The organism is Rhodococcus sp. IEGM 1241, from assembly GCF_033142365.1.
In the GTDB taxonomy this organism is placed as follows: domain Bacteria; phylum Actinomycetota; class Actinomycetes; order Mycobacteriales; family Mycobacteriaceae; genus Rhodococcus_F; species Rhodococcus_F erythropolis.
The window spans coordinates 1,427,053-1,450,917 of record NZ_JAWLSE010000001.1 but is presented as its reverse complement, the minus strand read 5'-3'; the positions used below and the strand labels follow the sequence as shown (position 1 = coordinate 1,450,917).

General features: G+C 62.8%; 24 protein-coding genes. 10 read left to right on the top strand and 14 right to left on the bottom strand.

Annotated features, from left to right (window positions below; translation table 11 throughout):
* Positions 1-11: 11 nt before the first annotated feature.
* The gene (locus tag R4P70_RS06975; RefSeq protein ID WP_019744905.1) at positions 12-689 is read left to right on the top strand and encodes a response regulator transcription factor; all 678 of its coding nucleotides are present in this window, start codon (positions 12-14) and stop codon (positions 687-689) included.
* Positions 686-1,963 (top strand): HAMP domain-containing sensor histidine kinase, encoded by a 1,278-nt coding sequence (locus tag R4P70_RS06970; protein ID WP_317830579.1) that lies wholly within the window; start codon positions 686-688, stop codon positions 1,961-1,963. The genes R4P70_RS06975 and R4P70_RS06970 overlap by 4 nt, the downstream gene beginning before the upstream one ends.
* 64 nt (positions 1,964-2,027) lie before the next feature.
* Here the strand turns inward: R4P70_RS06970 and R4P70_RS06965 are convergent, their stop codons facing one another.
* The 3 genes from R4P70_RS06965 to R4P70_RS06955 form a co-directional block, all read right to left on the bottom strand.
* Entirely contained in the window at positions 2,028-3,743 is a 1,716-nt protein-coding gene (locus R4P70_RS06965) for a glycerol-3-phosphate dehydrogenase/oxidase (RefSeq protein ID WP_021332223.1), read from the bottom strand.
* 48 nt (positions 3,744-3,791) lie between these two features.
* The gene (gene glpK / locus R4P70_RS06960) at positions 3,792-5,300 is read right to left on the bottom strand and encodes a glycerol kinase GlpK (protein ID WP_020908780.1); all 1,509 of its coding nucleotides are present in this window, start codon (positions 5,298-5,300) and stop codon (positions 3,792-3,794) included.
* Between the two features lie 65 nt (positions 5,301-5,365).
* A complete protein-coding gene (locus R4P70_RS06955) occupies positions 5,366-6,196 on the bottom strand; it encodes an MIP/aquaporin family protein (RefSeq protein WP_021345269.1) in 831 nt (276 codons plus the stop codon).
* Between the two features lie 239 nt (positions 6,197-6,435).
* On the opposite strand from R4P70_RS06955, the gene R4P70_RS06950 reads away from it, so the two are divergent.
* Positions 6,436-7,419 carry a sugar-binding transcriptional regulator gene (locus R4P70_RS06950; RefSeq protein ID WP_007733475.1) on the top strand — a complete coding sequence of 328 codons (984 nt, stop codon included), beginning with the start codon at positions 6,436-6,438 and terminating at the stop codon, positions 7,417-7,419.
* Here the strand turns inward: R4P70_RS06950 and R4P70_RS06945 are convergent.
* A complete protein-coding gene (locus R4P70_RS06945) occupies positions 7,354-8,157 on the bottom strand; it encodes a TetR/AcrR family transcriptional regulator (RefSeq protein WP_019744910.1) in 804 nt (267 codons plus the stop codon). The two genes, R4P70_RS06950 and R4P70_RS06945, sit on opposite strands and share 66 nt — an antisense overlap.
* Before the next feature lie 93 nt (positions 8,158-8,250).
* Here R4P70_RS06945 and R4P70_RS06940 point away from each other — a divergent pair, with 93 nt between their 5' ends.
* Positions 8,251-9,204 (top strand): ATP-binding cassette domain-containing protein, encoded by a 954-nt coding sequence (locus R4P70_RS06940; protein WP_070385573.1) that lies wholly within the window; start codon positions 8,251-8,253, stop codon positions 9,202-9,204.
* Positions 9,201-9,962 carry an ABC transporter permease gene (locus R4P70_RS06935; RefSeq protein ID WP_019744912.1) on the top strand — a complete coding sequence of 254 codons (762 nt, stop codon included), beginning with the start codon at positions 9,201-9,203 and terminating at the stop codon, positions 9,960-9,962. The genes R4P70_RS06940 and R4P70_RS06935 overlap by 4 nt, the downstream gene beginning before the upstream one ends.
* A gap of 92 nt (positions 9,963-10,054) precedes the next feature.
* Here the strand turns inward: R4P70_RS06935 and R4P70_RS06930 are convergent, their stop codons facing one another.
* The 5 genes from R4P70_RS06930 to pdxH form a co-directional block, all read right to left on the bottom strand.
* A complete protein-coding gene (locus R4P70_RS06930) occupies positions 10,055-10,417 on the bottom strand; it encodes an FKBP-type peptidyl-prolyl cis-trans isomerase (protein ID WP_019744913.1) in 363 nt (120 codons plus the stop codon).
* Between the two features lie 101 nt (positions 10,418-10,518).
* Complete coding sequence (locus R4P70_RS06925) at positions 10,519-11,817, bottom strand: citrate synthase (RefSeq protein ID WP_003940509.1); 1,299 nt, start codon at positions 11,815-11,817, stop codon at positions 10,519-10,521.
* Between the two features lie 358 nt (positions 11,818-12,175).
* A complete protein-coding gene (locus R4P70_RS06920) occupies positions 12,176-13,123 on the bottom strand; it encodes an aldose 1-epimerase family protein (RefSeq protein WP_020970482.1) in 948 nt (315 codons plus the stop codon).
* A 41-nt stretch (positions 13,124-13,164) separates the two neighbouring features.
* A complete protein-coding gene (locus R4P70_RS06915) occupies positions 13,165-14,430 on the bottom strand; it encodes an MFS transporter (protein WP_070385574.1) in 1,266 nt (421 codons plus the stop codon).
* The gene (gene pdxH / locus R4P70_RS06910) at positions 14,427-15,140 is read right to left on the bottom strand and encodes a pyridoxamine 5'-phosphate oxidase (RefSeq protein ID WP_021332218.1); all 714 of its coding nucleotides are present in this window, start codon (positions 15,138-15,140) and stop codon (positions 14,427-14,429) included. The genes R4P70_RS06915 and pdxH overlap by 4 nt, the downstream gene beginning before the upstream one ends.
* A 245-nt stretch (positions 15,141-15,385) precedes the next feature.
* Between pdxH and R4P70_RS06905 the strand changes: the two genes are divergently transcribed.
* The 4 genes from R4P70_RS06905 (at position 15,386) to R4P70_RS06890 (ending at position 19,677) form a co-directional block, all read left to right on the top strand.
* Positions 15,386-16,513, top strand: coding sequence for a citrate synthase 2 (locus tag R4P70_RS06905; RefSeq protein WP_003940025.1), 1,128 nt, complete (start codon positions 15,386-15,388; stop codon positions 16,511-16,513).
* A 63-nt stretch (positions 16,514-16,576) separates the two neighbouring features.
* Positions 16,577-17,698, top strand: coding sequence for a phosphoserine transaminase (serC, locus tag R4P70_RS06900; RefSeq protein WP_007733484.1), 1,122 nt, complete (start codon positions 16,577-16,579; stop codon positions 17,696-17,698).
* Between the two features lie 199 nt (positions 17,699-17,897).
* Entirely contained in the window at positions 17,898-18,839 is a 942-nt protein-coding gene (gene sepH, locus R4P70_RS06895) for a septation protein SepH (protein ID WP_019744919.1), read from the top strand.
* A gap of 52 nt (positions 18,840-18,891) precedes the next feature.
* On the top strand, positions 18,892-19,677 hold the full coding sequence (locus R4P70_RS06890) for a DUF6928 family protein (RefSeq protein ID WP_195790575.1): 786 nt from the start codon (positions 18,892-18,894) through the stop codon (positions 19,675-19,677).
* 20 nt (positions 19,678-19,697) lie between these two features.
* Here R4P70_RS06890 and R4P70_RS06885 read toward each other — a convergent pair whose 3' ends face one another.
* The 3 genes from R4P70_RS06885 to R4P70_RS06875 are packed head-to-tail and all read right to left on the bottom strand — an operon-like array spanning position 19,698 to position 21,401.
* On the bottom strand, positions 19,698-19,958 hold the full coding sequence (locus R4P70_RS06885) for a DUF2537 domain-containing protein (RefSeq protein ID WP_019744921.1): 261 nt from the start codon (positions 19,956-19,958) through the stop codon (positions 19,698-19,700).
* Positions 19,955-20,761: a TrmH family RNA methyltransferase gene (locus R4P70_RS06880; RefSeq protein WP_003939731.1), complete on the bottom strand. Its 807-nt coding sequence runs from the start codon at positions 20,759-20,761 to the stop codon at positions 19,955-19,957. Before R4P70_RS06880 ends, R4P70_RS06885 begins: the two co-directional genes overlap by 4 nt.
* A gap of 49 nt (positions 20,762-20,810) precedes the next feature.
* Complete coding sequence (locus tag R4P70_RS06875) at positions 20,811-21,401, bottom strand: TetR/AcrR family transcriptional regulator (RefSeq protein WP_020908792.1); 591 nt, start codon at positions 21,399-21,401, stop codon at positions 20,811-20,813.
* Positions 21,402-21,471: 70 nt separating this feature from the next.
* Here R4P70_RS06875 and R4P70_RS06870 point away from each other — a divergent pair, with 70 nt between their 5' ends.
* Positions 21,472-22,020, top strand: coding sequence for a hypothetical protein (locus R4P70_RS06870; RefSeq protein WP_019744924.1), 549 nt, complete (start codon positions 21,472-21,474; stop codon positions 22,018-22,020).
* Here R4P70_RS06870 and R4P70_RS06865 read toward each other — a convergent pair.
* Together R4P70_RS06865 and R4P70_RS06860 are read right to left on the bottom strand one after the other, a co-directional pair.
* A complete protein-coding gene (locus R4P70_RS06865) occupies positions 22,004-23,311 on the bottom strand; it encodes an MFS transporter (RefSeq protein ID WP_007733487.1) in 1,308 nt (435 codons plus the stop codon). The two genes, R4P70_RS06870 and R4P70_RS06865, sit on opposite strands and share 17 nt — an antisense overlap.
* A 105-nt stretch (positions 23,312-23,416) precedes the next feature.
* Positions 23,417-23,848: a MarR family winged helix-turn-helix transcriptional regulator gene (locus R4P70_RS06860; RefSeq protein WP_019744926.1), complete on the bottom strand. Its 432-nt coding sequence runs from the start codon at positions 23,846-23,848 to the stop codon at positions 23,417-23,419.
* Positions 23,849-23,865 lie beyond the last annotated feature (17 nt).

Genomic DNA, 23,865 nt, shown 5'->3' with positions numbered 1-23,865 from the left:
AGCGAAGGCCGATGACCGATCCGTTGATTTTGCTGGTCGAAGACGACGCTGTCATCCGCGAAGCAACGCAATTGAATCTCGAACGCAACGGGTTTCGGGTGATCACCGCATCGGGTGGGTTGACCGGAATGGATTTGGCGGTCGACGCCAAGCCGGATATCGCCGTCCTCGACGTGATGCTTCCCGACCTGAACGGAATCAGCCTGTGCCGACGCATTCGTGAGGAACTGTCGGTGCCGGTCATCATGCTGTCCGCGCGCGACGACCCGGTCGACATCGTTCTCGGATTGGAAGCCGGTGCCGACGACTACGTCACCAAGCCCTTCGACAGCGGTGTCCTGGTGGCCCGTATCCGAAGTGTGCTCCGGCGGGTCGAATCCCATTCCGGTACGGAGAAAGACATCGTGATTCTCGGCGATCTGGAGATCGATCGCGAGTTGGTGACCGTCACGCGTTCGGGCACCGAAGTGGCACTCACCCCCACTGAAATGAAGCTGCTCCTGGTCATGGTGAGTGTGCCGCGCAAAGTCTGGTCTCGCTCCGAACTGCTATCGGACGTCTGGGATTACGACTGGGGCGGCGATACGCGCATCGTCGACGTTCACGTTCAACGTTTGCGCACGAAGATCGGCTCCGAACAGATCCGAACCGTCCGGGGGTTCGGCTACACGATGGACAACCATCGGTGAGATCGCGGGATCTCGCCGCCAAGCTCCCGTCCACCGGGAGGAGGTTGTCGTTTCAGTGGAAGATCGCGGCGGCCATCACGTTCGTGATTGCCGTCGCCTCGATCACGCTCAGTACCGTGATGCATCAAACCTTTTCACACAACCAAGAGGATGCAGCGCGGGCGGCAGCGGATCGCAATCTCCAACTGGTGCTGCAGGACGAAACGGGCAGCATGCGTGCGCTGTTCCGCGCCACCACAGATGGTCTCGACGTTCCGGAAGAGTTGCGTCAGGCCGTGGCGGGCGGCAAACGTGCCACCTACCTTGTCGACAGCGGGGACCAGCCATTTGTCTGGGCTGCTGCCGACGTCAACACTCAGGTGGTGGCGATTCGCGTCCCGTACACCGCGCAGCGGGAATCGATCGCCAGCGTCGATCGGACACTTCGCAATGCCACCATCGCAGTGATCGCAGCGGGTGCCGTCCTGGGTGTGCTGCTTGGACTCGCGATGTCGTATCGATTGCGCTCGGCCGCCCGTGCGGCTCGCAAAGTGTCCACCGGAGCGAACATCCGCGTCCGCTCGGTCACCTGGTCGCTTTTCGACGACGAGATCACCGAGCTGGCGGATGCGGTCGACGCAATGTCGGATGCGCTGCGGGGACAATTGGACGCCGAGAAGCGCGTGACAGCCAACATCGCGCATGACCTCAGAACACCCATCTCCGGACTGGTCGGCGCCGCAGAGCTTCTGCCGCCAGGTAGGCCTACCGAATTGGTGCGCGACGGCGTCCATAAACTCAGAAGGCTTGCCGAGGACGTCATCGAAGTGGCCCGCCTCGACACCACGTCCGAGCAGGCTGACATCCAATCGGTGGAACTGGCACCGGTGGTTCACCACGCGATTTCCACCACCGGGGTGGAGTGCGAAGTGAGAGTTCACGGGACCCCTGTGTCGCACACCGACGCACGTCGGCTCGAGCGGATCATCGCCAACCTGATCTTGAATGCTCGAAATCACGGAAAGCCGCCGATCAATGTCGACGTCGACCACTCCCGCATCACGGTGCGGGATCGGGGAAGCGGCTTCACTGAAGAGTGGCTTCGTCAGGGGCCGAAGAGATTTCAGACCGATTGCGTCGAACGCGGCCCGAACTCGGGCCTGGGCCTCGGCTTGACGATCGTAGTCGGGCAAGCGGCGGTCATCGGCGCTCGTATCAACTTCTCGAACCATCCGAACGGCGGCGCTGTGGTGACGATCGACCTCCCCGAATGCCCGCCAGACGAGTTCGCTTGACACCGAGCCAGTTCGGCCGATCGGCCGGGACGCAGTGCCCCGGCCGATCGGTGGTGTCTCAGGTTCAAACCTGTCCGACAGTGACTCCGGTGCGAACGTCCGGTGCACCAAGGCGCGCCGCATCAGCGGTCAGGTCATCGGGCTGCTCCTGCGATTCCCGCTCGGCTGCAACACGCAACCGGTAGTGTTCGATCTCCTCGGCAATGTGCTCGGGAGTCCAACCCAGCACCGGCGCAACCAGTTCGGCTACTTCCGCGGCTGCCGCGTCGCCGCGGTCGGTCACCTCGATGGAGATGCGGGTACGACGGGTGAGGATGTCGTCGAGATGCTGCGCACCCTCGTGACTCGCGGCGTAGTGAATCTCCGCCTTGAGGTACTCAGTGGCGGAGTCCAACGGCTGCCCCAGTTCAGGCCTCGCCTCGATGAGTTCGAACAACTCGTCAGCCAAAGTTCCGTACCGCCCGAGTAGGTGCTCGATGGTCGAAACGTGGAGCCCGGTGCGCTCAGCGGTGAGATGCCGATTGTTGTGTGCGGCAAAATAGCCGTCGGCACCCACCAGCTGGATACGCTCGGTGCAGGACTTCGGCACCTTCTGTTCGAGTCCGTGTACCGCGGAATCGACTGCGTCCTTGGCCATCACGCGGTAGGTCGTGTACTTGCCACCGGCGACCACCGTCAACCCTCGAACCGGACTCGACACCGCGTGCTCACGCGAGAGAGTGCTGGTCGAGTCCGATTCGCCGAACAACAACGGACGCAGTCCCGCGTACACACCAACAACGTCCTCGTGCGTCAACTCGTCCTGGAGCAGCTTGTTGACATGTCCGAGGATGTAGTCGATATCGCTTCGGCTCGCTGCCGGATGCGCGAGGTCGAGGTTCCAGTCGGTGTCCGTCGTACCGATGATCCAGTGGCTTCCCCACGGGATCACGAACAGCAGACTCTTCTCGGTCCGCGTGATGATTCCGGTAGAGGAGTTGATGCGGTTTCGCGGGACGACCAGGTGCACACCTTTCGAAGCGCGAACCTGGAATTGCCCTCGCCCACCGACCATTTCCTGGATCTCGTCGGTCCAGACCCCGGCGGCGTTGATGACCTGACGAGCACGGATCTCGAACGCGCGACCCGTTTCCAGATCCACTGCCTTCACTCCGACAACGCGGTCCTCCTCACGGAGAAAACCGATTACGCGGGTGCTGTTCACGCACAGTGCGCCGTATTCGGCTGCTGTGCGCGCCAGCATCATCGTGTGGCGGGCGTCATCTACCTGGCCCTCGTAGAACTTGACCGAACCCCTGATAGCAGAGCGCTTTCCGGAAGGGAACGACTCGAGAGTCTTCTTCTTTCCCACATGCTTGTGGTGTGAGGGAACCCCGCGGCCTGCGCCCATCACGTCGTAGACGCCGATGCCCAGACCGACGTACGGCCGGTCGATCAACTTCTCGAGCGGGTAGATGAACGGCACCGGCTTCGCGAGATGCGGGCACAGCGAGTTCAGAACCAGCGAACGCTCACGCAGTGCCTCGAACACGAGCGCAAAATTGAACTGCTCCAGGTAACGCAGTCCGCCGTGGAACAACTTGCTGGACCTGCTCGAGGTTCCGGACGCGAAGTCACGAGCCTCCACCAAGCCCACCTTCAGACCACGAGTTGCGGCATCGAGCGCGCTACCCGCGCCGACCACGCCACCGCCGATGACCAGGACGTCGAGTTCGGTTTCTTCCAACTTCTTCAGCGACTCCGCCCGCGAGGACGGACTCAATGCTTGTGCTGTGCTCATGAAAAGGGTTCCTTCACTTGAAAATAGGTAGAAATTCGGGCGCCGCTATCAGTCTGCGTCGACCCAGTCGAGTGTCCGAGTGACGGCTTTCTGCCAGCCTGCGTACAGCCGCTCACGCTCGGCCGAATCCATCGACGGCGTCCAGCTCTTGTCCTTCGCCCAGTTGCTGCGAATGTCGTCCTCGCTCTCCCAGTACCCGACCGCGAGACCAGCGGCGTACGCAGCGCCCAATGCCGTGGTCTCCGCAACGACAGGGCGGATCACCTCGACGTCGAGCAGATCGGCCTGGAATTGCATGAGGAGTTCGTTCGCGACCATTCCGCCGTCGACCTTGAGTACCTTCAAGTCGACGCCCGAGTCGAGGTTCATCGCCTCGATCACCTCACGGCTCTGGTACGCAGTCGCTTCGAGTACCGCCCGGGCAAGGTGCCCCTTGTTCACGAACCGGGTCAGACCGACGATGGCACCGCGGGCATCCGCGCGCCAGTGCGGTGCGAACAGACCCGAGAATGCAGGCACGAAGTACGCGCCACCGTTGTCGTCCACCGAGCGCGCATTGACCTCGATGTCGGCCGCGTTGTCGATCATGCCGAGGTTGTCCCGAAGCCACTGGACCAGCGAACCGGTCACGGCGATCGATCCTTCCAGAGCGTAAACCGTTGGCTGCTCACCGATCTTGTAACAGACCGTAGTCAACAAACCGTTCTTGCTCATCACCTTTTCGGTGCCGGTGTTGAGGAGCACGAAGTTGCCGGTTCCGTAGGTGTTCTTCGCTTCTCCGGGTGAGAGGCAGGCCTGACCGAAAGTCGCTGCTTGCTGATCGCCGAGGATTCCGGCGATCGGCACACCGGACAACGTTCCGCGTTCGCGTACGAATCCGAAAGTTTCGGACGAGCTGCGAATCTCGGGGAGCATCGATTCGGGGATGCCCATGTCGGCGCAGATCGCCGAATCCCAAGCGAGAGTGTCGAGATCCATCAACAGGGTGCGCGACGCATTGGTGGGGTCGGTTGCGTGCACTCCGCCGTCGACGCCGCCGGTCATGTTCCACAGCACCCAGGTGTCCATCGTGCCGAAGCACAACTCTCCTGCTTCGGCCTTCTCACGCGCCCCCTCGACGTTGTCGAGAATCCACTTGACCTTGGGACCCGAGAAGTACGTGGCCAAAGGCAATCCGGTGACTTCGGTGTACTTCTTCGGCCCGTCCTCGCCGGCGAGTGCAGTACAGATTCGATCGGTGCGTGTGTCCTGCCAGACAATTGCGTTGTAGACGGGTTTTCCGGTGGCGCGTTCCCACACCACCGCTGTCTCACGCTGATTGGTGATGCCGACGGACGCGATATCGGCCGCGGTCAGGTCTGCGTTTGCCAAAGCGCCCGCGGTGACGTTGCGGACGTTGTCCCAAATTTCGATCGGATCGTGTTCGACCCAGCCTGCCTGCGGAAAGATCTGTGTGTGCTCGTGCTGTTCGACAGCGACTACGTGCCCACTGTGATCGAAGATCATGCAACGTGTGGAGGTGGTTCCCTGGTCTATCGCGGCTACGAACTGCGTCATCGTGCTACCCCTTTGGTATCGAAAGAAAGTACGAGAGATTGACTGTCAGAGATAATGTTTCGCGGTCACGCCGGTATCGACGCCGGCTCTTCGGTCGCTTCCTCCGCCGACTCGTCGTCAGGCAGGAATCTTCCAACCAGCTTGTCGTAGAGGAACACTCCGATCGGAGCGCCGATCAGGGGTCCCACGATGGGCACCCAGAAATACAAGCTCCCGTACTGATCTCGCCAGGCGCTGCCGTAGCCGGTGATGAAGGACGCCAGTCGTGGCCCGAAGTCGCGCGCCGGGTTGATGGCGTACCCCGCGTTGGTCGCCCAGGCGAATCCGATTCCCACCACGATCAATCCGACGACAAACGGCGCGAGATTCGCGAGCGGCGGAGTTCCACGAGAATCGGTGACTGCAACGATGAGGAACAACAGGATGGCGGTGCCGATGATCTGATCGATCAGAGCCGAGCCGAGACTGACCGGAAGCGTTCCGTTTCCGGGCATCGTCGAGAAGATCGTCTGGGTGGCGGTTGTGTGTCCGGGATCGATCGCATTGAGCATGTCGTTGTAATTCCACCGGACTATCAACGCGGCGACAAAGGCTCCAGCGGTCTGCGCCAGGGTGTACGGCAGCACCTTGCGCCAGGAGAATCCCCGGAAGATCGCGAAGGCGAAGGTCACTGCGGGGTTCAGATGAGCACCCGTCACCCGGCCTGCGACATAGATGCCGAACATGACGCCGAGTCCCCAGGCCCACGCAATACTGTCGTGTCCGCCGAGACCCCCACCGCTCCCGCCGGACACAACCTGCGCCACAACTCCGACGCCGAACAAGATCAAGATCATCGTTCCGGCGAACTCGGCTGCCAACTCGCCTGGAAGCCCCAATCGCTTGGCTTTCTCCATCCCCACCCTCACTTCGTTGTGATGCATGTCATAGTTTGGATTGCTGCACCCGTAGCGTAAAGCCCATTGCACATTCACGCATAGCTCGTGCACATATGTGCAAATGCGTCATTTGCGCACCGTAACGCGGGTAACAGACACACTTCTGGGACTTTGCGTGATCGAGCGGCTCAACCTGGTCCGACTCGGATAAGATTCGGTTCAGTGCTCTTGCACGTACGTGCAGACAGGACGAACCCATGGAAACTCCCACTTCCGACTCCGCTACCTCCGATCCGGCGGACCCTCGCATCGCCGACGCCGTTCAGGCCGCACGCCTCTATTACTTCCAGGACCAGACCATGGCTGCCATCGGCCGCGACATGGGGGTGTCCCGATCCACCGTCTCCCGATTGATCACCTACGCGCGCACCTCAGGCCTCGTCGAGATCAAGATCAGCACCCCGCACGGCCAGGCTCCTCGCATCGAACGCGAGTTCTCGGAACGGTACGGAGTGCGTGCCCACGTGGTGACGGTGCCGGAACTGGTGGGCGATCTCGAGCGACTCGAGAAGGTCGCAACCTTTGCCGGACGCCTACTCGCGTCGTTCTTCGACAGCGACATGGTGATGGGGATCGCCTGGGGAACCACTCTCAGTGAAGTCAGCAAGCACCTTGCCCCCAAACGCACGTACAACTCGTACGTCGTGCAACTCAACGGCGCAGCGAACACTCGCACCACCGGAATCTCGTACGCCAGTGACATCATCAGAACCATCGCCGACGCCTACGGCGCTCTCCCCCAAGGATTTCCGGTCCCCGCATTCTTCGACTACCCGGAGACCCGGGAGCAGTTGTGGCGCGAACGAAGTATCAAACGCGTACTGGACATGCAAAAGCGAATGGACCTGGCAGTCTTCAGCATCGGCGTACCGGGCGGCAACGTCCCGAGTCACGTCTACACCGCCGGATACCTCGAACCCGATGAAGCAGAAGCACTTCGACGCGACGGAGTAGTCGGCGACATCGCAACCGTGTTCTTCCGCTCAGACGGGAGCTACCGCGGAATCGAACTCAACGAGCGCGCGAGCGGCCCACGACTGGACCTTTTCGAGAAGGTCGCCAGGCGCGTGTGCATCGTCGCCGGAACAGCAAAACTGCCCGCACTGGAGGGTGCACTACGGGGCGGGCTGATCACCGACCTGATCATCGACGACGTCAGTGCCACCGCGCTGGTGTCCTGACCGCTGCACCAGCTTCTCGATTCCGTCGAGCAGTAAGCCAAGCGAGAAACTGAAATCGAAGGCATCGTCGCCGGCGGCCTCACCCTCCGGGCTGCCGTCCTCGAAGCCACCCTCCTCGATTGCGGCACTCAGGTGGGGGAATTCCTCCCGATTGATGACACGAGCAATGAGAGCACCGTATGCGACGTCGTCATCTTCCGACTGCGCTGAACGAGTAGCAAGGTCAGCCGAGAATCGGGCGCGGCCGATGACGAACAACGACACGTTGGTCACCACCTGGAACTTCGACGCGGCACTCAGAGCGACACCATCGAGAGCGCTCAGACCCGCGTCGAGCCACGCCATGTTGTTGGGCCCGGTCGGTGGAGCCGTGATGGGCAGCTTGAGCCACCACGGTCGACTCAGCATCGTGGCATACTCCTGATTCGCCCACGCCTCGAGCTTGACGCGCCAGGTCACGCCGTCGGGAATCACCGGCGGTGGCCCGATCACCCGATCCGAAATCAGTTCGATCAGTTCGTCTTTGCTTGCCACGTAGCGGTAGAGCGACATGGTCGTGAACCCGAGCGCTTTGGCCACGCGGCCCATCGACAGAGCCGTGACACCTTCCGCGTCGGCCAACTCGATCGCGGTGTCGAGAATTTGCTCGAGACTGAGCCCCTTCTTGGGACCCCGCGTTCCCGGCTGGTCCAGTCCCCAGGCCAGTTCAACTGCTCTCGGTAGCGCTCCGCGATCCATAAGCTCCCACTCTTCCCTCTTGCCATCATCCTAGAACTGTGTACGCTATAAACACGAGTTTATGACATACACAGTTCTTACTTGGAGGTCTCGATGTCAGGAACGATCCCAGCAATCTCGGTCCGCGGACTCCGTAAGCGCTACGGCGATCAACAAGTACTGGGTGGACTCGACCTGTCGGTCCCGGCCGGATCGGTGTACGCACTCCTCGGCGCGAACGGCGCCGGAAAGACCACGGCCGTAAGAATTCTCACCACCCTCATCCCCTTCGACGGAGGCGAGGTCACGGTCGCGGGGCATTCACTGCCCGGAGATCCACAGAACGTTCGGCGGCGCATCAGCGTGACGGGGCAGTACGCGGCCGTCGACACCTTGCTGACCGGATTCGAGAACCTGACCCTACTGGGCGAACTGAATCACCTGGGCCGGAAGAACTCCCGTCGCCGTGCCGAGGAATTGCTCGACCAGTTCGATTTGACGGACTTCGGCGACAAACGCGCCGGCGACTACTCGGGCGGCATGCTCAGACGACTCGACATCGCAATGAGCCTCGTCGCCCGACCGGACGTCGTCTTTCTCGACGAACCCACCACCGGCCTGGACCCGCGGAGCCGCCACGAAATGTGGTCGATCGTTCGAGGACTCACAGCGTCAGGCGTCACCATCTTCCTCACCACCCAATACCTCGACGAGGCAGACGAATTGGCCGATACAGTCGGCGTGCTGAGCGGCGGTCGCCTCGTCGCCGAGGGAACACCGGACGAACTCAAACACCTTGTTCCCGGCGGCCATGTCGCTCTGCAATTCGAGAACCTGGCTCAACTCGAACTCGCCGCGGCATCACTGCCGCAGGCGCATTCGAATGCCGAGACCTTGACCCTGCACATCCCTTCCGACGGGGCGGTTCCGTCGATCAAAGCCATCCTCGACTCGATCGACGATCCGTCGATCACCGTCGAGAAGTTCTCCGTTCACACTCCGGATCTGGACGACGTGTTCTTCGCGCTCACCGGATCAGGCCAACCCGAGATTGCGAGCGTTCGATGACCTCCACCATTGCAATCGATTCCGCGGTGATGCTCCGCCGGAATCTCAAACACGTTCTGCGCAGTCCGGATTCGATGATCACCGCGATAGCTCTTCCGGTCATGCTCATGCTGCTATTCGTCTACGTCTTCGGCGGCGCCATCAACACCGGTAGCGAGTACATCGACTACGTCGTGCCAGGAATCATCCTTCTGTGCGCCGGATTCGGCGCCTCGACCACCGCGGTCAGCGTCTCGAGCGACATGAAGGACGGGATCATCGACCGTTTTCGGACCTTGGCGATCTCTCCGTCGTCGGTCCTGACCGGTCATGTACTGGCCAGCGTCGTCCGCAACGTCCTGACTACGGCGATCGTGGTCGTCGTTGCGCTGATCATGGGATTTCGCCCGACCAGCGATCCGTTGCGCTGGCTCGGCGTCGCCGCTGTGATCGTCGCCTTCGTCTTTGCCATGTCGTACCTCTCGACAGCTTTGGGGCTCTTGGCCAAGAACCCGGAGGCTGCAAGCGGATTCACCTTCGCCATCATGTTCCTGCCCTACGTCAGCACTGCTTTCGTACCGGCTGAGACCATGCCGTCATGGCTGCAGGGATTTGCCCGGCACCAACCGGTAACCCCGATCATCGAGACGGTGCGCGGACTCCTGATGGGCACGCCGATCGGGAACAGCGCGGCCATCGCCCTCGCGTGGTGTCTGGGCATCGCCGCCGCGGGATTCGTGTGGTCGAACTGGCTCTACCGACGAAAGACCGCGAGCTGACCACACAAGAAAGCCCCACACCTGACGGTGCGGGGCTGCTTGTGCTGTGCGCCTTTATTAACCGCGGGGGGTTAATAAAGGCGCACAGTGAATTACTTGGCTTCCAGCAGGTCGATCACGAAGACCAAGGTCTTGCCGGAAAGCTGGTGCCCTGCACCGGCGGGGCCGTATGCCAGCTCCGGCGGAATGGTGAGCTGGCGACGTCCGCCGACCTTCATGCCCGGGATGCCGTCCTGCCAACCCTTGATCAGGCCACGAAGCGGGAACTGAATGGACTCGCCACGGCTCCAGGAAGAGTCGAACTCTTCACCGGACTCGAACTCGACACCGACGTAGTGAACGTCGACGGTGCCACCGGGAACGGCTTCGGCGCCTTCTCCGACAACCAGATCCTTGATGACCAGATCGGTCGGCGCGGGGCCTTCCTGGAACTCGATTACGGGCTTGCTACTCATGGGTCCTCCTCGTTGAGGCGAAATGTTGGGTACAGAAGACTAGCGGGTGGTGATATCGCTAGGTCACGCGTCAGCGGGACGTGATGTCGCTAGGTCACGCGTCAGCGGGACGTGATGTCTCTGTAGTCACGCTCGGTGTAGCCGGTGTAGATCTGGCGCGGGCGGCCGATCTTCGTAGCCGGATCCTCGTGCATTTCACGCCAGTGCGCAATCCAGCCGGGCAGACGGCCCATGGCGAACAGCACCGTGAACATGCGCGGCGGGAAGCCCATCGCGCGGTAGATGAGGCCGGTGTAGAAGTCGACGTTCGGGTAGAGCTTGCGCTCGATGAAGTAGTCGTCCGTGAGGGCGGCCTCTTCGAGTTGCATTGCGATGTTGAGCAGTTCGTCGTCGCCGCCGAGCTTGGCGAGGATGGTGTGCGCGGTTTCGCGGACCAGCGCAGCGCGCGGATCGTAGTTGCGGTAGACGCGGTGCCCGAAGCCCATGAGCTTCACGCCGTCTTCCTTGTTCTTGACCTTGCGGACGAACTCGGCTGCGGTGCTGCCGCTGGCCTTGATCTCGTCGAGCATCTCGAGCACTGCCTGGTTCGCGCCGCCGTGCAGCGGGCCCCACAGTGCGTTGATGCCGGCAGAGACGGAGGTGAACAGGTTGGCGTCCGACGAGCCGACCATGCGCACGGTCGACGTGGAGCAGTTCTGCTCGTGGTCCGCGTGCAGGATCAGCAGCATGTCGAGTGCCTTGGCGACCTCGGGATCACCCTGGTACGGCTCGGCCGGGAAGCCGAACGTCATACGCATGAAGTTCTCGACCAGGTTCAACGAGTTGTCCGGGTACAGGAACGGCTGTCCGACGGACTTCTTGTACGCGTACGCAGCGATGGTCGGCAGCTTCGCAAGAAGACGGATGGTGGACAGTTCCACCTGCTCCGGATCCTCGGGATCGAGCGAATCCTGGTAGTACGCCGACAGTGCGTTCACTGCGGAAGAGAGAACCGGCATCGGGTGAGCGTTGCGCGGGAATCCGTCGAAGAACCGCTTGAGGTCCTCGTGGAGCAGGGTGTGTCGACGAATGCGGTCCGTGAAGGACTCGAGCTGGGCGTCGGTCGGCAGTTCGCCGTAGATCAGCAGGTAGCTGACCTCGATGAACGTCGACTTACCTGCCAACTGCTCGATGGGATATCCGCGGTAACGCAGGATTCCCTTCTCACCGTCGATGTAGGTGATTGCAGAACTGGTGGATGCAGTGTTCACAAAACCGGGGTCAAGGGTGGTGTACCCCGTTGTGGCCAGCAGCTTTCCCAGCTCGATGCCGTCATTGCCCTCTGTTGCCCTGGCAATGGACATCGTGTACTCACCACCGGGGTAAGTAAGCGTGGGCTTTGTGTCATTGTCAGCGGGCACGAAGGATCCCTCTCAAGCTCGAACCAACGAGTAACTACATGCGATCAACTAGAAACTAGTCGCACGGGAGAGATCGTGCCGAAGGAGGGTCGCTCCACGGCTATTTTTCGGGTACTCACGAACCCGACATACCCACCGAAACTGAAACACGTTCCAGGCTGGGTTTTCCCACTCGCGTGACCGGTACTCCAGTCTACGGAATCGCGCATTTACCCACACTGATCTGCAAATCTCGGCAGCAATCCGAGAATGGGACCAATGTCGGACCGTCCGGAGCACTGACACGAGGTACCGAAAACCGATTGTTATCGGCCGATGCCTACTCGGCGTTACACGATCCCACGGTATGAGAGCCGGATCACAGAGCCTTGATGCCCCAGCTACCCGACCACGTCTGACCCGGGTGCAGCACCAGGAGGTCGATGCCCGAATTGAAGGCGTCAGGCGGGCAGGTCATCGGTTCCAAAGCCAATGCGCGGCCGCGATCGGGATACCCCTTGTCGTTGGCGGGATCTGCGATGAAGGCCTGAATCCACGGGAACTCGCGGTTGGTCCACAGGGCAGTGCCCGTTCCATCCGGAGCCAGCAGCTCATGTTGCGTCCGACCACTGCCGTCGACGACGTCCAATGCGCTGTACGGCGTGTCCAACTGAACCCCGTCGAGCAGTCTCGGTGTCCGGAAGTCGTAATCCGTACCGGCGACTGCCTGCGAATACGCGTTCGGCAGCATCCTCGCCGGATCGATCGGCAACCGCGTGCCTGCGGCCAGATGCAGCGCACATTCGTCGAGCGGAAAGTCGCCGGCGCGAATGAAGGTGTGCATTCCGAGCCCGAACGGCGACGAGGTCGCACCCTTGTTCGTGGCCGTATGCGTGACGGTCAACCCGTCGGCACCGACCTCATAGGCAATCGTCAGCTGCAACGGATACGGCCAACCCTTGTGCAGTCCGACGTCCACCGACAGTTCGACGCGCTCGTAGGTGTGGTCCACGAGGCTCCAATTGCGACGACGGACGAACCCGTGGCTCGCGTTCCCCAGCGCAGGTTCGGTGATCTCGAGTTGATGCTCGATCCCGTCGAACATGAAGTGCCCGTCGCGAATTCGGTTGGGCCACGGCGCGAGAACCAATCCGGCCGACAGCGGTGGCTTCGATCCGAGTGCCCAGGTCTCGGTCAGCGCGCGCTGACCGTTCGGTCCTTCGTGGTCGAGAAGCCGCAACCCGGCACCGGCCGCGGCGATCTCGGCTCGATAGCCGCCACCACGGATCTCGAACCCTCCCCTACCCGTGCTGTGCGGCGCAGTCATACGTACCAGTTTCCACCACGAGCGACCGGTTAACCAGGACGTCAGACGGCGCGTCCCACCTTGTAGCGAACGAACGCCGGAAATGCGAGGGCAGAAAGGACAACACCGACAATCACCAGGAAGCCGCCGCCCGCTGCCGCGACACCGGTCCCGAACAGGAAGGCCGCACCGCCGTGCAGGACGTCACCGATACGCGGACCACCAGCCACGACCACGATGAACACGCCCTGCAGTCGTCCGCGCATGTCGTCGGTTGCCACTTGCTGAAGCATCGTGCTGCGGAATGCGGCCGAGACCATGTCGACGGCGCCGCCGAATGCCAGGAATGCGACCGCCACCCAGAGCAGAATCACACTGGAACCGGGACTCGCGAAGTACACCGCTACGCCGAAGCCGACCATGGACAGCCCCCACAGCGCGATGCAGACCAGCACGGCCCGCCCCTGGTACTGAACTCGTGGCAACCAACCCGAGAAGATACCGCCCAGAACTGCTCCCACCGACATCGCCGCGAACAGCAGTCCGAGCGCAAAACCACCGCTGGCGGGGTCACCGAAGGATTCGTGTGCGATCTCCGGGAACAGTGCTCGCGACATCCCGAACACCATCGCGATGATGTCCACCACAAACGACGCGAGCAGAACCTTCTGCGTCGCGAGATACGTGAAACCGCCGAGGACTTCGCTCAATCCTGCCCGTCGAGACGTGCCGGTCGGCGGAATCGCCGGGAGCTTCCATACTGCCCACAACGTGGCGATCAGAAAGATCGAGTCGAGCAGGTACAGCAGTTGCAGACCGGCCGACGGTATGAGGACACCCGCCAGTAGCGGGCCGGCTATTGCACCGAACTGCACGACAGTCATGTTCAGCGAGTTCGCGGCAGGTAACTGCCTGCCCGGAATCAACCGAGGGATGATCGCCGCTCGCGTCGGTTGGTTCACCGCGAAGAACGCCTGTTGAACCGAGAACAATCCGAGCACCAACCACACGTTGTTCACGTTCAGAGCAGCCTGGATCCAGAACAGCACCGACGTGACACCGAGTCCGATCGAGGTGATCATCAACAGCCGTCGTCGATCCATGACGTCGGCCAGTGCGCCGCCCCACAGACCGAAAACGACCAGCGGGACCAGACCGAAGATTCCCGTCAGACCGACGTAGGCCGAGCTTCGGGTGATCTCGTACACCTGTTGCGGTACGGCGACCACACTGAGCTGAGCGCCGATGACGGTGACGATGCCGGCCGTCCACAGCCGTCGATAGTCGCGATTCTCGAGCGGAGTCGTGTCCGCGAGTAACCGGCTCACGGCTGGAGACGGACGGCGGACCACTGTCCGTCGACCAGGCTCGTGCGAACTCGATTGTGCATGCGGTTCGCGCGTCCTTGCCAGAACTCGACGGACTCGGGCCGAATCAGAATCCCGCCCCAGTTCGGTGGCACCGGAATCTCACCGTCCACGCCGAATCGGGCGGCGACCTCACGCAGTTGCTCGTCGAGATCGGCACGCGAGTCGATCGGACGAGACTGCGACGACGCCCACGCGCCGAGCTGCGATCCACGAGGCCTGGTTCGCCAATACTCCTGCGTCAGTTGAGCACTCACGCGCTCGGTGGTGCCGCGGACGATCACCTGCCTGGCAAGGGTCAGCCACGTGAAGTTGGCCGACGCGTACGGGTGGGCGGCGAGGTGACGAGCCTTGTCGGATCCGTAGTTGGTGAAGAAGAGGACACCGTCTTCGCTGAGCCCTTTGCAGAGCACGGTGCGCGACGCCGGATGCCCACCGTCGTCCACCGTCGACAGAGTCATGGCGTTGGGCTCCGGCGCGTCAGCTTCGACGGCGTCCACGAGCCATTGACGCATGAGGGGCAGCCAACCGGTCTCGACGACCGAGGTATCCAATTCCGCACTCATGCGGTCCTCGACGGACTCCGATTCGCTGCCTGCTTGCGGATAGCCCACACGCATGGCCGCGAGTTCGTTGTCCACCGCCTGCGGGTCCTGACGTTCATTCGACACAGCCGAGAACGCTACTCCCGGGTACTCACTGGCCAACGGCTACGCGGCACGCGCTAAAGTTTGCCGTGGCTAGACCCGACCCGGACCGCGAGCCGCACCAGCGACAGCAACCGAATCGGGACGAGACGATTGCGCAGTACAAAACACGGTGCGTGCTCATCCCTGCGAGCACCGAGGCGCAGTCACTGAAGCTGAGGCAGTGCGACTGTAGACCTGGCGCACTCGAACGAGGAGAGTCCACGAGAATGGCAGCGAGCGCAGCAATACCGGACGATTTTGTGAGCGGACTCGAAGGCGTCGTCGCCTTCACCAGCGATATCGCAGAACCCGACAAGGACGGCGGCGCACTGCGCTACCGCGGAGTCGACATCGAAGACCTGGTCGGCCAGAGGGTCACCTTCGGCAACGTATGGGCCCTTCTCGTCGACGGCCGCTTCGGCCCCGGCCTCCCGCCGGCCGAGCCCTTCCCCCTCCCCATTCACACCGGCGACGTCCGTGTCGACGTCCAGGCCGGACTGGCGATGCTGGCTCCCATCTGGGGATACCAGCCGCTCCTCGACATCGATGACGAGACCGCCCGCGACCAGCTCGCCCGCGCATCCGTCATGGCACTGTCGTACGTCGCGCAGTCCGCTCGCGGCATCTACCAGCCTGCAGTCCCCCAGAGCCGCATCGACGAGGCCAAGACGGTCACCGAGCGCTTCATGGTTCGCTGGAAGGGTGAGCCCGATCCGGCACACGTCGAGGCAATCGACGCGTACTGGGTCTCGGCAGCCGAGCACGGCATGAACGCCTCCACCTTCACGGCCCGCGTCATCGCCTCCACCGGCGCCGACGTCGCTGCCTCGCTTTCCGGCGCCATCGGCGCGATGTCCGGCCCGCTGCACGGCGGCGCACCGGCCCGCGTTCTTCCGATGATCGAAGAGACCGAGAAGACCGGCGACGCCCGCGCACTGGTCAAGGGAATCCTCGACCGCAAGGAAAAGCTCATGGGCTTCGGACACCGCGTCTACCGCGCCGAAGATCCCCGTGCTCGCGTGCTCCGCGCTACCGCGAAGCGCCTCAACGCTCCCCGCTACGAAGCTGCTGCAGCTCTCGAGCAGGCTGCACTGGCAGAACTGCGTGAGCGTCGTCCCGATCGCGCGATCGAGACCAACGTCGAGTTCTGGGCCGCCGTCATCCTCGACTTCGCCGAGGTTCCCGCGCACATGATGCCTGCCATGTTCACCTGTGGCCGCACCGCCGGCTGGTGTGCACACATCCTCGAGCAGAAGCGTCTCGGTAAACTGGTACGCCCGGCCGCCATCTACACCGGCCCGGCGCCCCGTACTCCGGAGTCGGTCGAGGGCTGGGACCAGATCAGCCACGCGTAGTACCCCGCTCGAATTCGCCAATCACGGTAGTACAGAACACAAGTGAAGGAACAGAAAGAAGCGATGACCTCCACACCGATCATCCCCGCCGACCTCAAGCCCGCCGACGGACGCTTCGGCTGCGGTCCTTCCAAGGTTCGCCCCGAGCAGCTGCAGTCCCTGGTCGAGGTGGGCGCTTCGGTGTTCGGCACCAGCCATCGCCAGAAGCCGGTCAAGAACGTTGTGGCCAGCATTCGTTCCGGCCTCGCCGATCTGTTCTCACTGCCCGAGGGCTACGAGGTCGTCCTCGGCAACGGCGGAACCACTGCGTTCTGGGATGCGGCCGCATTCGGCCTCATCCGCGAGAAGTCGCTGCACCTGACCAACGGCGAATTCAGCTCCAAGTTCGCTTCGGTCGCCAAGGCCAACCCGTTCATCGGTGACCCGATCGTCGTTTCCGCCGATCCGGGCAGCGCACCGGTGCCGGTCTCCGACCCGTCCGTCGATCTCATCGGCTGGGCGCACAACGAGACCTCCACCGGTGTGTCGATCCCCGTCTCGCGCCCCGCGGGTTCGGAGAACGCACTGATCGCCATCGACGCCACCTCGGGCGCCGGTGGACTTCCGGTCAACGTCGCCGATTCCGACGTCTACTACTTCGCTCCGCAGAAGTGCTTCGCCGCAGATGGCGGACTGTGGATCGCGCTGATGAGCCCGGCCGCCCTCGAGCGCGTCGCGGAGATCAAGGATTCGGGCCGCTGGACTCCTGACTTCCTCTCACTGCCCATCGCCGTGGACAACAGCTCCAAGGATCAGACGTACAACACCCCGGCCCTGGCCACCCTCCTGCTCTTCGCCAACCAGATCGAGTGGATGAACAGCAACGGCGGCCTCGACTGGACCACCGCTCGCACCGCGGATTCGTCCTCGCGCCTGTACAACTGGGCCGAGGCCAGCGAGTTCGCAACGCCGTTCGTCGCTGATCCGGCACACCGCTCGCAGGTTGTCGGCACCATCGACTTCAACGACGACGTCGACGCTGCCGAGGTGGCAAAGATCCTGCGCGCCAACGGAATCGTCGATACCGAGCCGTACCGCAAGCTCGGCCGCAACCAGCTGCGCGTCGGCATGTTCCCGGCCATCGACCCCGATGACGTCACCGCTCTCACCAAGAGCATCGACTGGGTCGTTTCTCAGCTCGGCTGATTTTCATACTGCTTCACCGCTCGGCCCCCGACATGATGTCGGGGGCCGAGCGTCGTTTGCGCCAGGCCTTGTGAGCTACCACACCGGTGGTCGGATCCGAGGTCATCTCGCCCTGCGTGTCCTGCCGAGTCCATGGTCACGAATGAATTACAGTTGAGCGCGGCGCAAAGTCGCGAGCCGGCGCGATAAGGAGGTCAATGTGCGAGAGCTTCGAGTGATCGGACTTGAACCCGATGGATCGCATGTGGTGTGCGCAGATGCTGAAACCGGCCAGAAATTCCGGCTTCCCGCCGATGACAAACTTCGTGCAGCTTCCCGCGGAGACGTGGCTCGACTCGGCCAGATTGAGATCGAAATGGAAAGCCAACTCCGTCCCCGCGAAATTCAGGCGCGCATTCGTTCCGGTGCTTCCGTAGAGCAGGTCGCCGAAGAAGCGAAGATCCCCATCAGCAAGGTCGAGCGCTTTGCGTACCCCGTTCTGCTCGAGCGTTCCCGAGCCGCGGAAATGGCGCAGGGCGGACACCCGGTGCGCGACAACGGTCCGACAGTTCCCACCCTCTCCGAAATCGTGACCCACGCATTCCGCGCCCGCGGCCACAGCATCGACGAGGCCACCTGGGATGCCTGGCGCGACGAGGACAATCAGTGGGTCGCGCAGTTGCAGTGGCAGGCCGGCCGCACCACCAACGCCGCACACTGGCGCTACCAGCCCGACGCGCACGGCGGAACGATCGTCGCACTCGACGACGCGGCATTCGACTTGATCGATCCCGACTTCGGTCGCCCGCTCCGCGGCCTGGTACCGGTGGTTTCGAACGAGCCGCAGCAGCTTGAACTGTCCCGATTCGACGTCGAACCGGTGGCGGAGATCGAGCCGGAGCCCGCAGCAGTTTCCGAGCGGACAGCAGTTTCCGAGCGGACAGCAGCTTCCGAGCGAACGGTGGTGGCGGAACGAATCGTGGCGCCCGAGCCGATTGCTGTCGAGCCGGAAACAGTCGTCGACGAAGAGGTTCCCGAGCCTGCACCGGACGTGACCCCGAAAACCGCTCCGCAGCAGACGCAGACCAAGGACAAGCGCGGACGGCCTGCTCTTCCCTCGTGGGACGACGTACTCCTCGGAGTCCGCAGCAGCGGTCGCTGACCCGAAGGAAAGTATTCTTCTTTCGAGCGAGGCTGAGGAGAGAGGGCTGCCGGTGGCTGCACGGGTATCGACGATCTGGTTTCTGGGCGGCGCAGACGCTCGCACCGAATTGAGCAAGTACCCACAGCCGGATCAGACCGAGGCGCTGAAAATCGCCATGTCGCTGTACCCGGACAAGGAGTTCGAGTCTCTCGGTCCTCAGCCGCTGTCGATGGCCGCGACGGTGAGCCCCGGCTACGTCTTCGTCGGCGCGTACGGCCGAGTGAGCGTCGTCTGCAGTTCCGAACTCAGCACATTTGTCCCCTCGAAACTGCCTGAGTCCTGGCACCTTTCGGCCGAGGGTGGCTCGACGCTGTTGATCAGCTCCGTCCCCGAAACCGCGCAGGGTTCGTTTGCGCTGTGGGAGGACGGCGAGCTACGACGCTCGTTCAGTGCCATCCCGATCGACATCGTCGAAAATCTGGGGATCCCGCAGACGTGGGAACTGGAATTCTGGGCCGGCAACCATCCCCTGCGTTACCCGCCCGGGATCCTGCCCGATCCGCAGTCACTTCCGTTCCACCCGCAACAGTTCGCGGAGTCTGCCAACCTCGAGTGGCTGGGATTCCGATACACCGGCGCGCCGCGAGAACACGAACTCGACACAACGCAGATTCTCCTGTGGGGCTTCAAGATTCACCGCCCCGGCGAGGCACCCAAACCTGCGCCCCCAGCTCCCGTACCGGTACCCGAGCAGGCGCCGACAGAGATACCCATGCCCGAAAACATGCCGCCGATCCACGACGCACCCGCGACCAAGCCGCGTGGCCGCCTCGCCCGGTACTTCGGGTTCAAGTAGCGCCGAGCAGCCTCACACGGTCACGCGGCTATCGCTGCGATCCACCCGAGCGGAACGCCGACTACCGCGCCGTAGACCACCCATCGCCACACGGGGACGGCTCGCCAGCGCCAGACGGTCGGCGCAAGTCCGCCTACCGCAATGATATTGACGACAACTGCCAGGAGCACGTTCACGTTGCCCAGCGCGACGCAGAACGCCGCGACAGCGCTGGTCGAGAGCATCGCGGCGAATACCGACACCGCGATTCCGGTGAACCAGGGCGTGCGGTCCAGAGTCACCGGCCGGTCCTGACACGTTCGTAGAAGGCCATAGCCGCTGCGGTTGCGACGTTGAGCGAATCGGTACCAGGTGCCATCGGTATCTTGGCACGAATGTCGGTGGCCCGCATCGCATGTTCGGTCAGACCTGGCCCCTCGGCGCCCAGCAGTAGCGCCACCTTCTCCCCGGTCATCGCTTCGGCCAAAGTGACCGCTTCCGGATTCGGAGTCAAGGATATGAGCTGAAAACCGTTGCCACGCAGCTCATCCAAGTCGTGTGGCCACTTTGCCACATGCGCGAAGGGCACTCGCAGCACGTGCCCCATCGACACACGGACCGACCGCCGGTAGAGCGGGTCAGCACAACCCTTCCCGAACAGAACGGCGTCCACGCCGAGCCCTGCAGCGTTGCGGAACATCGAGCCGAGGTTCTCGTGATCGTTGACGCCTTCGAGGACCACGACGGTCTTTGCGTCCTTCAGCACGTCCGAGACCGCGAGTGGTGCCGGGCGCGCTGCTGCAGCGAGGACGCCACGGTTCAGGTGGAATCCGACGACCTCGGCCATCACTTCGGCGCTCGTACGGTAGAACGGCACGTCCACACCGTCGAGATCGTCAGCGAGCTCCAGGAGCCGTCGTTCAACGCCGAGAAGACTGATCGGCTCGAACCGCGACGTCAGCAGCCGCTGAGTGACGAATACTCCTTCGGCGATGACCAGCCCCTTGCCCTCCGGCAGGTCGGGGCGCCGATCCGAGGAGTTGAGATCGCGAAAGTCATCCAACCGGGGGTCGGCGGGATCTGAGATGTCGATGACGTGAACCACGGGTCTATCGTGCCGTACGCACCGCGAGCCCCCCACCACTACTCCCGACCTAGCGCAGCAGCGTAGCGAAATGCGCGTCGAGCACCCGGCCGATCACCTGCGGATTGGTTCGCTCGGGATTGTCGACGCCGTGCGACGCGAGCCCGTCGGCGAGCGCATGCAACCTCATCGCCTCGATGTCGACCGAAGCGTCCGGCTGCAGGAATCCTGCATCATGTACGGCCTCGACAAATGTTCGATAGTGCTCGAACAGCGTCCGGTCCGTCTCGTCACGCACTGCGGTCAACGTCGAATCGGTCTGGGCGGCAGCAGCAAACGCCTCCCAGACCTGCATTTCTTCACGCCGATCTTCGTCGAGGGGAACGAACTGATCGGTGAACTGGCGGATCGCGCGGCGGATGTCGGGATCGAAGTCGATGCCGGCGATTCTCTTCTCCACTCGGACGGTCACGAGCGTCATCGCGAACAGCAAGAGTTCGGACTGCGTCGCGAAGAAGTGCCTTAGCGACCCCGTCGACATCTTCGCCTCGTCTGCGACGGCCCGGACGCTCGCGCTCGCCACACCATCGCGACGGATCACACGCCAGACAGCCTCGGCGATCTCTTCCCGTCGCTCATCGGGGCTGCTTCGTTTCACCACTTCACAAAGCTAACACAGTTGTGCTAGTTTTCGATCACTAACACAGTCGTACTAGAAATGAGCTGATGTCATGATCGTCCATCTGATCATCGCGTGCGAAATCATGTTCTGGGTGTTCATCGCCGCCGGTCTCGCCGCCCGCTATCTGCTGCGCCGCAAGACGCTGGGTGCCGCACTGCTCATCTGCGCACCCCTGGTCGACGTCGTCCTGCTCGTCGCCACAGCCCTCGATCTTCGGGGCGGCGGCGAGGCGAACTTCACCCACGGGCTTGCTGCGGCCTACATCGGCTTCTCCGTTGCGTTCGGGCACAGTCTCATCTCCTGGGCCGACGCCAGGTTCGCCTACCGATTCGCCGGCGGCCCGGCTCCCGTCGCGCCACCCAAGTACGGGAGTGCGCGAGCACTGCGCGAATGGCGCGAGTTCGGCAAAGCCGCGATCGCCTGGGCCATCGCGTGCGGACTTCTCGGCGCGGCCATCTTCCTCGTCGACGACCCCGCCCGCACGGGAGCCCTCGACGGATGGATCAGCAAGCTGACAGTGGTGCTGGGAATCTGGGGAGCAATCGCCCTGAGCTACACGGTGTTTCCCAAGCGCGAGAAGGTCACGGCGCGCGGCTAGCCTCGACTGCCTGTTCGGTCGCGTCGCACACGATCACCGGACGCAGGACGAACACCGGCAACCTTCCACCGTCTTCCGGCCTCGCAAGACGAAGTTTCAGCCCTTCGCTACGTAGCAGGTACACCCCGGCCACTGTGCCTGAGACGAGCGAGATCACTCCGCCCACGATCAAAGGCGCACGGGGATCCACGGAGTCGGCGAGCCAACCAAGCAGCGGGCTTCCCAGCGGTGTGCCACCGAGGAAACTGAGCATGTAGATGCCCATCACCCGCCCACGCATCTCGGAGGGGACCGACATCTGCAGGATGTTCATCGCGGACGTCGTGAACGTCAACGTCAGTGCGCCCGTGGGAATCAACATCAGCGCCACCAACGCGTAGGTAGGCATCAATCCCACCGCGACCTCGAACACGCCGAAAGCCACTGCGGCACCGAGGAACGTCCGCAACCGCGGCGCTTCCTTGCGCCTTGCGGCATACGCAGCGCCTGCAAGGGTTCCCACAGCAAGCGTCGTGGACAGCAGTCCGTAACCGTCGGCTTCGAGACCGAACGTGTTGCGCGCCATCACCGCCAGGCTGATCGCGAAGTTCAGGCCGAACGTCGAGACCATGAAGACGGACACCATGATCACCCGAAGGTCCTTGCGACCCCACACATATCGGAACCCGTCGCGCACCTGCCCCTTGGTACGCGGCGCCGGTTCGGACGGGATCAGCTCCTTCTTGTTCATCAGGTACAGCGCGATGAGGACCCCACCGAACGTCGCGACGTTGAGCAGGAACACCCATCCGGTTCCGATCAGGTTGATCAAAACACCCGAGATGGCCGGACCGACGATGCGGGCCGTGTTGAACGTCATCGAGTTGAGCGCGATGGCGTTGGACAGGTGCTCCTTGCCCACCATTTCGATAGTGAACGACTGACGCACCGGTGCGTCGAGCGCCGAGACACAGCCGAGGGCAAAGGCGATCAGGAAGACGTGCCACAACGCGACGAGCCCACCGACGTCCAACAGACCCAACACCAGTGCGCATACCGCACTCGCCCACTGCGTGAAGATCAGGATCCGACGCTTGTCGTACCGATCGGCCAGCACCCCACCCCACACCGACAGAAACAGCGTCGGACCGAACTGCAAGGCCATGACGATGCCCACCGCCAACGCGTTGCCGTCCGAGAGCGTCAGTACCAGCCAATCCTGGGCGATACGTTGCATCCACGTGCCGACCAGAGAAACGATCTGTCCGGAAGCCCAAAGGCGGTAGTTGCGGTTGTGGAGCGCGGCAAACATGCCGGAATCGGGGTCTCGGGGCACCCCACTATCTTGCCCCTCGAGTAATTCGTTTGGGCAACGACCTCTATGTAGCGGAGCTACGCGACCGCATAACTCGCGGAACTACTCCGTCTTGTTGACCATCTCCGTGATGATCCCGACGGCACCGCGCAGCGTCGCGAGTTCTTCGCCACCCAGCCCGGCCAGCTGCTCGTTCATCCACGCCTCACGCGCATGGGTCTCGTCCGCGAGCAACGCCTGCCCGGCGTCGGAGAGATTCACGATGATCTGACGACCGTCCGTGGGATGCGGCGAGCGCTCGACCAGACCGAGCTCGGCGAGAGAAGCAACAACGCGCGTCATCGACGGCGGCTGAACTTTCTCACGTGCTGCGAGTACGCCAGGGGTCATCGGGCCGTACTGATCCAGGCTCGCCAAAGCGGACAGTTGCGTCAGCGATACCTGAGCGTCGACTCTGCGGCCGCGCAGATGCCTGGTGAGACGCACTACAGCCAGGGAAAGATCGCTGGCCAGCGCACGAGTTTCGGTGGTCACGCGTCAGACAATACGTC